Raw genomic sequence first — 11,744 nt, forward strand, 5'->3', positions numbered from 1 at the left:
CGTCCGGCACGCCCGGTCCGCGGGCGCGCCGGACGCGGATCCCCGGCACGGGCGTCACGGGCGGCGCCGCGCCGCCCCGCCCCGCCCGGCCGGGCGTCTTCCGCCGGGACGAGGGGACAGGTGGTTCCGCCGGCCGGAGCGTTTCGCCCGTCGCCGGTTTCCCCCTTGGGCATTCACCCGTCACAGGGCCGTCGCGGGTGACTCCGCATTCGTGGAGGCCGTCGCGCGAAAAGGAAACCGCTCGCTCCTCGACGACCGTGCCGCGCACAGCCCTCACGGCTTCTCCCGGGCTCATTCCACCAGGGATTTCCGCATGCGGTCGATCGTCCGCAGGACCTCGGTGCGGTTCCTGGCCAGTTTGACCCAGGTCGGCAACCTGCCGGCCACCGTCATTCTCCGCACCTCAAGGTGCCAAGGGGCGTGCTCCCGCAATGCCGCCCGCACGAACCGGTCGATCACCTGAAGATGATCGAGGTTGTAGGCCCACAACGGGCCATGGCGCGTCTCGCTCCACAGCCACAGGGGGAGACCGGCATACGGGTCGACGGCTCGCCCCGTTCCGTGGTGGAGGGACAGCCCGTTACCGGCGGTCTCGCGCGAACAGGCGCAATGGCGGCAGATGACGCGCCGCTCGGCGAAGAGCGAAGCGCGACCCCTTTCGGCGTCCTGGGAGACCGGCATGACGCGGGCGACGCCGTCACACCGTGGACAGCGCACGAGAATCACGTCGAGGAAGTCGTACTTCGTCCACCGGAGGTCGTGGAACCGGGCCGGTCCGGACGGCATGGGCGTCCCCTCGGTCCGCAGGCGCGCGGAAGGCGGGACACCCGCCGCGCGGAAGGGGCGCCCCGTGGGGCGCCCCTTCCGAGCCGCACTGCTCACTGCCTCGGCGGAGGCGGTGGGATTTGAACCCACGGTGACATCGCTGCCACGACGGTTTTCAAGACCGTTCCCTTCGGCCGCTCGGGCACGCCTCCCCGCGCCGGGCGAGCCCGGCGCGGGGACAAGAGTAACGGGTGTACACGGGGCCGTGTCAGCTCAGTTGTCGCCGACGCGGGAACCGAGGGTGACGTCGACGGTCCGTTCCCTGCCGTCGCGCTCGAAGGTCAGCTCGACCTTGTCGCCCGGCTTGTGGGTCCAGATCTCGCCGATCAGGGCCGGACCGCTGTCGATGGCCTTGTCGTCGAAGCGGGTGATCACGTCGCCGGGCTCCAGGCCCGCCTTGTCGGCCGGGCCGCCGGGCTCGACCGCGCTGTCGCTGTCGCCGACGATCCGCGCGCCGCCCTCGCCCTCGGTCATGGTGACCGAGGCGCCGATCTTGGCGTAGACCGGCTTGCCGGTCCTGATCAGCTCCTGGGCGACGAACTTGGCCTGGTTGATCGGGATGGCGAAGCCGAGGCCGATGGAGCCCGCCTGGCCGGTGCCGAAGCCGCCGCTGGCCGACTGGATGGCGGAGTTGATGCCGATCACCGCGCCGTCCGCGTCGAGCAGCGGGCCGCCGGAGTTGCCGGGGTTGATGGAGGCGTCGGTCTGCAGGGCGCTCATGTAGGAGGCCTTGCTGCCCGCGCCGCCGTCGCTGGAGGCCACCGGGCGGTTCTTGGCGCTGATGATGCCGGTGGTGACGGTGTTGGACAGACCGAAGGGGGCGCCGATGGCGATGGTCGGGTCACCGACCGCCACCTTGTCGGAGTCGCCCAGCGCCAGCGGCTTCAGGTCGGCCGGCGCCTTCTTCAGCTTGATGACCGCGACGTCGTAGCCCTGGGCGTGTCCGACCACCTCGGCGTCGTACTTCTTGCCGTCGGGGAAGGTGGCGGTCACCTTGCCGTTGTCGACGGCCTCGGCCACGACGTGGTTGTTGGTGACGATGTGGCCCTCGGTGTCGAAGACGAAGCCGGTGCCGGTGCCGCCCTCGCCGCCGGAGTTCTGGGCGTCGATGGTGACCGTGCTGGGCAGTGCGGCGGCGGCCACGCCGGCCACCGAGTCGGGGGCGCGCTGCACGCTGCCGCCGGCCGCGGAGACCACGGTCGAGCCGCTCGGGTCGGAGCCGGCGAGGCCGAAGCCGATGCCGCCGCCGATGCCGCCGGCGACCAGCGCGGCCACCAGCACGGTGGCGATCAGGCCGCCGCGGCCCTTCTTGGCGGGCTGCTGCGGGACGGGCTGCTGCAGGGGCGCGGTGCCGCCCCAGCCGCCGTCGTACCCGTGGGCCGGGACGGCCGGCGGGGGCCAGGCGCCGGGGGCCTGCTGCGCGGACGCGGCGTACGGCTGCCCGGCGTGCTGCTGACCGGCGTAGGGCTGGTCGGCGTGGTGGGGGGCCGCGTACGGCTGCCCGGCCGGCGCTCCCTGTGCCGCGTCGGGCACGGGCGGGGCGGCGGGCGCCGGCGGGCGCCGCCGGCGCGGACGCGGGCGCCGCCGGCGCGGGCACGGCCGGCTGCCCGGCGGGGACCGGCGGCAACTGCTCCGTCGGGGCGTTCGCCGCGGGCGGGGCCGCCGGTACGGGCGGCACAGGCCGGTCGGCTGCCGGAGGAGCAGCGGGAGTCTCCTCCGACGCCGGCGGGGCGGACGGGACCGGCGGAACCGCAGTGCCCTCGTTCTCGCTGCTCACAGCTCTTCTCCTCGATCCAGGCTGGTGTTCGGGTGGGATGCGCGGCATCCATCCGTCAGCTTTTCCCACAGGGCGTCAGAGCACGATAAGCCGTCCCCGTACTCGGCCCGGCATTCTTTATCACGGACATTCGACACAAAGGGAACAATCATTCCATACGTGTATCGGATCGCGCTCCTGCGACGGGCTCCCGCCCGCCCGCCGGGGGTGTCACCATGGCGCCGTGACGAACGCATCGCAGCAGCGCATCCAGGTCGTCGCCCATCGCGGCGCGTCCGAGGAGGCACCCGAGCACACCCTGGCGGCCTACCGTAAGGCCATCGAGGACGGCGCCGACGCGCTCGAGTGCGATGTGCGTCTCACCGCCGACGGCCATCTCGTCTGCGTCCACGACCGCCGGATCAACCGCACCTCCAACGGACGCGGCGCGGTCTCCGCGCTGGAACTGGCCGATCTCGCCGCCCTGGACTTCGGCTCCTGGAAGGACCCCGGCCAGTGGCGCGGCCGCCCGGAGGCCCCGGAGTGGGAGCACCGGCCGGAGGACCGGGAGGCCACCTCGGTGCTCACCCTGGAGCGCCTGCTGGAACTGGTGAGCGACGCGGGCCGGCGCGTGGAGCTGGCCGTCGAGACCAAGCATCCCACCCGCTGGGCCGGTCAGGTCGAGGAGCGGCTGCTGCGGCTGCTGAAGCGGTTCGGCCTGGACGCCCCGGCCTCCCCCGAGGAGTCCCCGGTGCGGATCATGAGTTTCTCCGCCCGGTCGCTGCACCGGGTCCAGGCCGCCTCGCCCACCCTGCCGACCGTCTACCTGATGCAGTTCGTCTCACCGCGCCTGCGGGACGGACGGCTGCCCGCCGGAGTGGGGATCGCCGGGCCCTCCATCCGGATCCTCCGCTCCCATCCGTCGTACGTCGAGCGGCTGCGGCGGTCCGGTCACCGGGTGCACGTCTGGACCGTCGACGACCCCTCCGACGTGCGGCTCTGCGCCGAACTCGGGGTGGACGCCGTGATCACCAACCGGCCGCACGCGGTGCTGCGGCAGCTCGGCCGCTGACCCGCGCCACCGGGCGCGGGACCGCCCCGCCGGCCCCGCGGCGGACCCCCTCCGGGGAGTGCACCGGCGCATCCGGCGTGTGGCCGTCCGGGGTGAATGCGTCGCCGTGGGCGTACCGGGCGGTTTCCGCCGCAGATCAAGGGGGCATTCACACCCTGGCGTGGGGCGAAGGAGGTCTCGGGGGTGGCGTTGATGGTGGCACAGGAGGTGCCCACGTCGTCGAGCATGGCCGTTCCGCACGGCCCGGCCGGCGTGGGCAGGGCCAGACACCGGCTGCGGGACGCGCTGCGCCGCGGCGGGGTCCCCGAGCCGGTGGTCGACGACTCGGTGCTGATCCTGTCGGAGTTGCTGAGCAACGCGTGCAAGCACGGGCGGCCGCTGAGCGGTTCCGCGGACGGCCAGGTGCGGGTCTCCTGGCGGATCGACGCGTGCGGCGGACTGACGGTCGAGGTGACCGACGGCGGCGGCCCGACCCGCCCCCGGCCGGCCACCCCCTCGGTCACCGCGCACGGCGGCCGGGGGCTGAACATCATCACCTCGCTGGCCGACGACTGGGGCGTGCGGGACGGGGCGGGCGGCGAGGTCACGGTCTGGGTGGTCGTCCACCGGGACGTGCACGACCCCGACGCCGGCAACCACCGGGAGGACTTCGCCGCCCGGGTCGCCGCGCCGCGCCTGCCGGCGGTCGCCGGGTTCGCCGACCTCGACCTCGCGTTCCCGGACCCCTTCGGCGACCTCCCCTGAGGCGCTGTGCCACGGCCGGCCGCTACGCGCGTCAACCGGTGGCGCACGGCTCACGGGACCCGGTCCGCGTGACGTACGGGTGCTGACGCGCCGTCGACGGCGGCGCCGGGGCGGTGAACGGCTAGGCTCGCGGCCGAAGCACGAGCAGACCAGCCGCACCCGGGAGACACCCCATGGCCAAGAAGCGTCCCCAGACGAAGGGCGCGCGCCCGCAGCGCGCGGCCGGATCCCAGGTCGACGACGGGAACGTCCCGGTCGTCGGCGCCCGTGAGCCCTGCCCGTGCGGCAGCGGCCGCCGGTACAAGGCCTGCCACGGCCGGGCCGCCGCGCAGGCGGTGACCGAGCTGGTGCAGCGCCCGTTCGAGGGACTGCCCGGCGAGTGCGACTGGGTGGCACTGCGGGAACTGGTGCCCGCCGCCACCGTCGGACTGACCCTCAAGGACGGCCTGCCGGAGGGAGTTCCGTCGGTCACGCTGGCCACCGTGCTCCCGATGGCCTGGCCCGCGCTGCGCCGTGACGACGGCTCGGTGCTGATCGGCCTCCAGAACGACACCGCCTCGGGCGACCTCAGCCGCGACCTGGCCGACGTCCTCGGGCAGGCGCTGGAGACCGCGCCCGGCAACCCGGTCGCCGGCCGCCGTGCCCCGGCCGGCGGCCCGCGCCTCCAGGACCTGCTGGACCTGGACGCCCCGTTCGAGCCGGTGGTGCACGCCGGGTTCGAGTTCTGGGTGCCGGACGCGTCCGCCGCCACCGCCGAGGTCAAGGCCTCGCTGGAGCGGGCCGACGAGGCCGCCGTGCCGACCGTCAAGCTGAACGGCGTGGACGCGGCCTACTGGTGCGAGACCCCGGAGAAGAACCACCTGCGCTGGGTCATGCCGCACGAGGAGGAGCGGCTGCTGGACGCCCTGGCCCGGCTGCACGCGGCGCGCCGCACCGGCCTCGGCGAGGGGACGCGCCTGGTCGGCTCGTTCCGTGCCCACGGCCTGGTCGTCCCCGTGTGGGACCTGCCGACCGGGGTCACCGCGGAGGACGTCGAGAAGCCCGCCGCCGAGTTCGCCGAGCGGCTGGCCGAGGCGCTCGCCGACGACTCCCCGCTGAGCGCCGACGAACGCCGGGCGCGCGGCGGCCTGACCAACCGTCAGGTCACCCTGAGCTGACCGACGGACCGGCGCTGCCGTGGGGCGTCCGGCCGTGCGCCCCACGGCATTTCGGGTGCGGCCGAAAGCACCGCGACCGAATTTGCCAACGGACGAACTCTTGTTAACGTTCGAGTAGCCCGGTTGCTGGTGCATCCCCCGTCGCCAGCAACCGGGTCCTGCTTTGCGCGGCCCCGTTGCGGAAGCGCCGCCGGGACGGCGCGTGACGCCGGAGCACCGGGCGCTCAGGCGTCGGGAGCGCCGACACCCGGCCGGGTGAGCGCGGTGACCGCCGCGCCCACCACCCGCTCCACGTCCGGCAGCCACGGCGCCAGGTCGCCCGGCTCCGGCTCACGCACCCAGCGCACCCGGCCCTGTCCGGTCACGGACGGCGGCAGCGCCAGGTAGCCGCCCCGCCCGTGGAAGCGCAGCGAGCCGGGCACCATGTCCTGGGCGTAGAGGAGTTCGCCCAGCCGCTCCAGCGAGTACGGCCGCACCAGCAGCGCCCACCGGGTGGGCGAGGCGACGACGGGGCCGAGTCGCGTCCCCCCGCGTTCCAGCTCCGCCACCGCACGGGCGGCCGCGACCGCCGGAAGACTCACCGCGCAGGGCGCGGCGCCCTCCCCCGTGGCCAGCAGCACCGGGGCGCTCGGCCGCTCGCCCCACCACCAGCCCACCATGCGCGCGTCGTGGGTGGCCGCCAGCAGTCCCGGCTCGAACGGGTGCGCCCCGGGGGACGGGCAGTCCGGGTCGGGGCAGGAGCACCCACCGCGGCCCCGCGGACCGGGGACCGCGCCGGGGAGAACCGGCCAGCCCCAGCGGGCGAAGCCGGCGGCCGCCTCAGCCGTCGCGGCCGTGACGAAGGGACGTCCGGCACCGGTCCCGTCACCGCCGGCCGGCCGGCGGCCCGCCGCGACCGGCCCGCTCCCGGGGAACAGGCCGGACAGGAGCGACAGAAGCCTGCGTCGCTTTCCGAGGATCTCGCGCATGGGCGCTCGTTCCTTTCCGTTGCACGCTGGCAACACCGAGGACTGCATCACACCATGTGTCGATCACTGCACTGTGCATACAAAACTGTCGTGCACACGTAACTACCGCGCGTTCGTACCTGTACGTACCTGCGGCGCCTCACCGGCCCGGTACGGGCCGGGAGCGCACGCCGAGCGCCCGCTGTCCCGCGGCCGTGGTGCGCCCATCACCAGCATGGGCATGGCGCGGGGTGGCGAATTTCGGTTTCGCCGTTCCTCGTCGCTTCCGTTGCGCACGTACGGGTGTTGCTCCGCCGCGGCGAACGCCACGGCAACGCCACTTTCGGACACCGGTTCTGCCGTCAACCGTCAACACGCGAAGAACGGGTCGCCGGGTTCCACGCCGCCCGCTCCGCACCTCCGGCTCTCTCACCAGTAGGTACCCCACAACTCCGGGGTGACGCGCCGCGGGGCGCATCCCCATACGACCGCACCCCCGAGGGACCACGGCGTTTTCCGGACAGACCACTACCGGACCCCGTCCGTCACCCGCGCAACCGCCGCACCAGGGGCATCACCAGGCACCTGGCAGGACACCGGCATCTTGAGCAGGACAATGCTGGACATCTCATGACGAGTCCGTTACTTGTGGGGGGACCGTCGGCTGCGCGGAACCACATGGGGGTTTGCGATGCTTTTGCACGCTACGCACCGAACCGAGAGCCGGACGCCATGAGCGCCCCCCAACTGCCGAAAGTGGCCGGAATCGATTCACCCGCGCCTGGGACCTGTCCCGCGTCCCCCACGGTGCCGCCCGCGGTGGAGACCTCGTCCGCCGCACCGGCTCCCCGGCACGCCGCCGCGCCGGCCGGCCCCGCCCCGCTGCACGAGGTCACCGAACGCCTGATCCGCGCGGGCACGGTCCCCGACGCGCTGCGCGAGATCCTGCGCGCCGGCGCCCGCCTGCTGGGCGCCCGGCGCGGCCTGGCCGTACTCCACCCCGCCGGGATCCCCGGACCGCGCACCCCCGTCGGGCTGGGCCTGACGCACGAGGAACTCGGCCAGCTCGACACCGTGCCGCCCGCCGACCGGCCGCAGAACCCGCTGGCCGCGGACCCCTCGCTCACCGAGGTGGTCCGCCCGGACCTGGCCGCCGAACCCGGCCTGGCCCCGCGCCACCGCGAGGTGGCCGGCCGGCTGGGCTACGCCGCCGCCTACGCCCACGCCCTGGACCCGCTCGGCGGCACCCGGCTCGGCGCCGTGGTCTGGCTGTACGACGCTCCCGCCGCGCCCGGCCGGGAAGCCCGCCGGGAGGTCACCCGCTACCTCGGCCTCGCCGCCGATCACCTCGCCCGTCTGCTGGAGGTGGAGGGCGCCCGCGCCCGCCTGGCCGCGCTCACCGAGGGCCTCCTCCCCCGCCGCCTGCCCCGGGTGCCCGGCGTCCGCCTCGCCGTGCGGCACCTCACCGGCCGGCTCGGCGGCGGCGACTGGTACGACGCGCTGCCGCTGCCGGACGCGGCGCTGGGGCTGTCCGTCGGCTCGGCCGGCGGCTCGGGGCCGGCCGCCGTGGCCGCGATGGGCCGGCTGCGGGCCGCGCTGCGCGCCTACGCGGTGATGGAGGGCGAGGACCCGGTCGCCGTCCTCTCCGACCTGGAACTGCTGCTGCGCCTCACCGAGCCCGGCCGCCCGGCCACCGCGCTGTTCGCCCACTGCCGTCCCGCCGGGCGGCGGATCGCCCTGGCCGGGGCGGGCCACAACCCTCCGCTGGTGATCGGCGACCGGCGCGCCGAGTTCGTCGAGACCGGGCTCTCCGCACCGCTGGGCATGCTCGGCTGCTGGGAGGCTCCCGGCGCGGAGGTCCGCCTGGAGCCCGGGGAGACGGTGCTGCTGTGGACCGACGGGCTGCTGCGCCGCACCGGCGATCCGGTCGACCGGGCCTTCGCCCGGCTCCACCGCGCGGCCGCGGGCGTCCCGCGGCGGCTGCGCGAGGACCCGGAGACGGTCGTCGGCCACGTGCTGGACGCCGTGCTGCCGGACGGGCCGGACGCGGCGGACGGCCCCGACGACGTGGTGCTGCTGGCGGCCCGCTTCGACTGAGCGCCCGCGCCGTCCGGTGCGCGGGACCCGCGCACCGGACGGCGCGGGCGGCCGGATGCCTCCGGCGGCCCGACGGCGCCGACGGCCGGACGGCGCCGGAGGCCGGACGGCCGGGGCTCCGGCTCGTGTCCCGGGCCACCCGCACCGGACCGTCCGCGCCCGGGGCCGCGTTCTCCGTGAAACGTACGATGGTGAGCACATCTGTACCTGAGGAGGACGACGTGGCGGAAGAGCTGCCGGAGACCCCGGACACCGAAGCCGAAGAGCCGATCAAGCAGCGCAAGAACGGCCTGTACCCGGGCGTGTCCGACGAGCTCGCCGAGAACATGAAGTCCGGCTGGGCCGACACCGAGCTGCGCGACCTGGAGCCGATCGCCCAGGCCGGGGAGACCGCCCGCCGCCGCGCCGCCCTCTCGGCCCGCTTCCCGGGCGAGCGCCTGGTCGTCCCGGCCGGCAACCTCAAGACGCGCTCCAACGACACCGAGTACGCCTTCCGCTCCTCGGTGGAGTACGCCTACCTCACCGGCAACCAGACCGAGGACGGCGTCCTGGTCATGGAGCCGGCCACGGACGGCCACGAGGCCACCCTCTACCTGCTGCCGCGTTCGGACCGCGAGAACGGCGAGTTCTGGCTCTCCGGCCAGGGCGAGCTGTGGGTCGGCCGCCGCCACTCCCTCGCCGAGGCGGAGCTGCTGTACGGCGTCCCCTGCTCCGACGTGCGCGAGCTGGCCGGCCGGCTGCGCGAGGCCACCGGACCGGTCCGCGTGGTGCGCGGCCACGACGCCGGCATCGAGGCGGCGCTGACCGACAAGGTCACCGCCGAGCGCGACGAGGAGCTGCGGGTCTTCCTCTCCGAGATGCGCCTGGTCAAGGACGACTTCGAGATCGGCGAGCTGCAGAAGGCCGTCGACTCCACCGTCCGCGGCTTCGAGGACGTGGTGAAGGTCCTCGACCGGGCCAAGGCCACCTCCGAGCGCTACGTCGAGGGCACCTTCTTCCTGCGCGCCCGCGTCGAGGGCAACGACGTCGGCTACGGGACCATCGCCGCCTCCGGCCCGCACGCCTGCACCCTGCACTGGGTCCGCAACGACGGCCCGGTCCGCTCCGGCGACCTGCTGCTCCTCGACGCCGGTGTGGAGACGCACACCTACTACACGGCCGACGTCACCCGGACCCTCCCGGTCGACGGCCGCTTCAGCGAGATCCAGCGGAAGATCTACGACGCGGTGTACGAGGCCCAGGAGGCCGGCATCGCCGCGGTGAGGCCGGGCGCCAAGTACCGCGACTTCCACGACGCCGCCCAGCGGGTGCTCGCCGAGAAGCTGGTCGAGTGGGGTCTGGTCGAGGGCCCGGTGGAGCGCGTGCTGGAGCTCGGCCTGCAGCGCCGCTGGACGCTGCACGGCACCGGCCACATGCTCGGCATGGACGTCCACGACTGCGCGGCCGCCCGCACCGAGACCTACGTCGCGGGTACCCTGGAGCCGGGGATGTGCCTCACGGTCGAGCCGGGCCTCTACTTCCAGGCCGACGACCTCACCGTGCCGGAGGAGTACCGCGGCATCGGCGTGCGGATCGAGGACGACATCCTGGTCACCGAGGACGGCAACCGGAACCTGTCGGCCGCCCTCCCGCGCCGTTCCGAGGACGTCGAGGCGTGGATGGCGCGGCTGAACGGCTGAAGCCCGCCCGTCCCCCTCGCGCGGACGGACGACGAGGGCCCCGGACCGGTGCGGTCCGGGGCCCTCTCCCGTCGTCCGTTCAGACCGCGGCGGTCAGCGGGGCGTTCTCGCGCCACTTGAGGAGCTTGTCGAAGCTGACGACCGCGCCGCCCGCTCCCGGCAGGTTGTCGACGCGCACGTGGTCGGCCAGCTTCCGGATCAGCATCAGTCCGCGCCCGTTCTCCGCGTCCGAGCCCGGCTCCGCGGCGCACCGGCAGAGCGCGTCGACCGCGAAGCCCGGGCCCGAGTCCGACACCTCGATGCGGCAGCGCTCGCCGTCCAGGTAGGCGGTCACCTGGTAGGCGGCCGCCGGGCCGCCGCCCGCGCCGCCGTGCTCCACGGCGTTCGCGCACGCCTCGCTGAGCGCCACCGACAGGTCGTAGCAGACGTCCGGATCGACCCCCGCGGTCTCCATCGCACCCAGCAGCAGACGGCGGGCGAAGGGAACGCTGGCAGCGTCACGCCGCAATTGGAGTGACCACAAGATGCTCATGCTCCTGCCTCCAGGCCGCGGCTCGGATCGACATACCGTTACGTATTGCCCCCGGTGCGTGGGCGTAAGCGCCCGTTTGACGAGAGAACGCCCGTACGGGGGCGGACCGTACGGCGGCACTCGGCGCATTACGGACCTGGTCTGGGCCGGGGGAGGGACGAGTGGGATGATGGGGCGGCCATGACTGCCCTCCACCAGCGCACGGCGCACACCGGGGACTCCCTCCGGTATCCGCGGGCCGCGGCCTTCGCCGCGGTCTGCGTCGTGCTGGCCGGCGGAGGTCACGTCCTCGCGTCCTCGGCCGCCTCCGCGGCGGCGCATTCCGCCGTGCCGCCCTGGTGGACGTGGATCGCCGGCTTCCTCGTCGTCCTGGCGGCGGCCCTGCCGCTCGCCGGGCGGAGCCGGTCGCTGCCCGGGATCGCCGGGCTGCTGGTCGCCTGCCAGCTGGTGCTGCACACCCTCTTCGCGCTGGGCCCGCAGGCCGTGGCCGCCGCCGTCGCCCCGGTTCCCGCGGGCGCCGGGGCGGACGGGCCGGGCGCCTCCGACACCGCCGTGGTGGCGCGGGCCTCGCAGTTCGTCTGCGGGGCGCACCTGCTGAACGCGCAGCAGGCCCGGCAGATACTCATCGACGCGGGCGTCGGCGTCGACCTCGCGGACTTCGGGCGCGCCGCCGGCGGCGCGCCCGGCGCCGGGGGCGGCGTCCACGTCCACGAGCAGGCGGCCTCCGCCGGCACCTGGGTCTCCGTGCTGCCGTCGCTGCCGATGCTGCTGGGCCACGCCCTCGCGGGGCTGGCCGCAGGCTGGCTGCTGCGCCGGGGCGACCTGGCGCTGCTCCGGCTGGTGCGGCTCGCCGGGCAGGACCCGGCCGACGCGCCGGCGGTGCTGCGACCGCTGCGCCGCGCCCTGGCGCTGACGCGGGCGCTGTGCGCCGGCCT

General features: G+C 74.8%; 9 protein-coding genes, 1 tRNA gene and 1 pseudogene. 6 read left to right on the forward strand and 5 right to left on the reverse strand.

The window, feature by feature from the left end; translation table 11 throughout:
- Positions 1-291: 291 nt before the first annotated feature.
- The 3 genes and pseudogenes from A2U95_RS10300 to A2U95_RS10310 form a co-directional block, all read right to left on the reverse strand.
- The gene (locus A2U95_RS10300; RefSeq protein ID WP_166021844.1) at positions 292-786 is read right to left on the reverse strand and encodes a hypothetical protein; all 495 of its coding nucleotides are present in this window, start codon (positions 784-786) and stop codon (positions 292-294) included.
- 104 nt (positions 787-890) lie between these two features.
- Positions 891-977, reverse strand: a tRNA-Ser gene (locus A2U95_RS10305).
- Positions 978-1,038: 61 nt separating this feature from the next.
- Positions 1,039-2,602 (reverse strand): annotated as a pseudogene (locus tag A2U95_RS10310) (S1C family serine protease).
- Between the two features lie 223 nt (positions 2,603-2,825).
- On the opposite strand from A2U95_RS10310, the gene A2U95_RS10315 reads away from it, so the two are divergent.
- The 3 genes from A2U95_RS10315 (at position 2,826) to A2U95_RS10325 (ending at position 5,554) form a co-directional block, all read left to right on the forward strand.
- Positions 2,826-3,653, forward strand: a complete 828-nt coding sequence (locus tag A2U95_RS10315; RefSeq protein ID WP_166021846.1) for a glycerophosphodiester phosphodiesterase — start codon at positions 2,826-2,828, stop codon at positions 3,651-3,653.
- 96 nt (positions 3,654-3,749) lie between these two features.
- Positions 3,750-4,397 carry an ATP-binding protein gene (locus tag A2U95_RS10320; protein ID WP_166021847.1) on the forward strand — a complete coding sequence of 216 codons (648 nt, stop codon included), beginning with the start codon at positions 3,750-3,752 and terminating at the stop codon, positions 4,395-4,397.
- Between the two features lie 173 nt (positions 4,398-4,570).
- Entirely contained in the window at positions 4,571-5,554 is a 984-nt protein-coding gene (locus A2U95_RS10325; RefSeq protein WP_166021848.1) for a DUF5926 family protein, read from the forward strand.
- Between the two features lie 224 nt (positions 5,555-5,778).
- Here A2U95_RS10325 and A2U95_RS10330 read toward each other — a convergent pair whose 3' ends face one another.
- Complete coding sequence (locus tag A2U95_RS10330) at positions 5,779-6,522, reverse strand: bifunctional DNA primase/polymerase (protein ID WP_166021849.1); 744 nt, start codon at positions 6,520-6,522, stop codon at positions 5,779-5,781.
- Between the two features lie 711 nt (positions 6,523-7,233).
- On the opposite strand from A2U95_RS10330, the gene A2U95_RS10335 reads away from it, so the two are divergent.
- Entirely contained in the window at positions 7,234-8,598 is a 1,365-nt protein-coding gene (locus A2U95_RS10335; protein ID WP_166021850.1) for a PP2C family protein-serine/threonine phosphatase, read from the forward strand.
- Between the two features lie 188 nt (positions 8,599-8,786).
- Complete coding sequence (locus tag A2U95_RS10340; protein WP_166021851.1) at positions 8,787-10,277, forward strand: aminopeptidase P family protein; 1,491 nt, start codon at positions 8,787-8,789, stop codon at positions 10,275-10,277.
- A gap of 79 nt (positions 10,278-10,356) precedes the next feature.
- On the opposite strand, the gene A2U95_RS10345 is transcribed toward A2U95_RS10340, so the two are convergent.
- A complete protein-coding gene (locus tag A2U95_RS10345) occupies positions 10,357-10,809 on the reverse strand; it encodes an ATP-binding protein (protein WP_166021852.1) in 453 nt (150 codons plus the stop codon).
- A 180-nt stretch (positions 10,810-10,989) separates the two neighbouring features.
- Here A2U95_RS10345 and A2U95_RS10350 point away from each other — a divergent pair.
- Positions 10,990-11,744, forward strand: a 755-nt coding sequence (locus tag A2U95_RS10350; RefSeq protein WP_166021853.1) for a hypothetical protein, incomplete at its 3' end; no start/stop codon positions are given.

The sequence above is a fragment of the Streptomyces chilikensis genome (genome assembly GCF_001642695.1).
Classification (GTDB): domain Bacteria; phylum Actinomycetota; class Actinomycetes; order Streptomycetales; family Streptomycetaceae; genus Streptomyces; species Streptomyces chilikensis.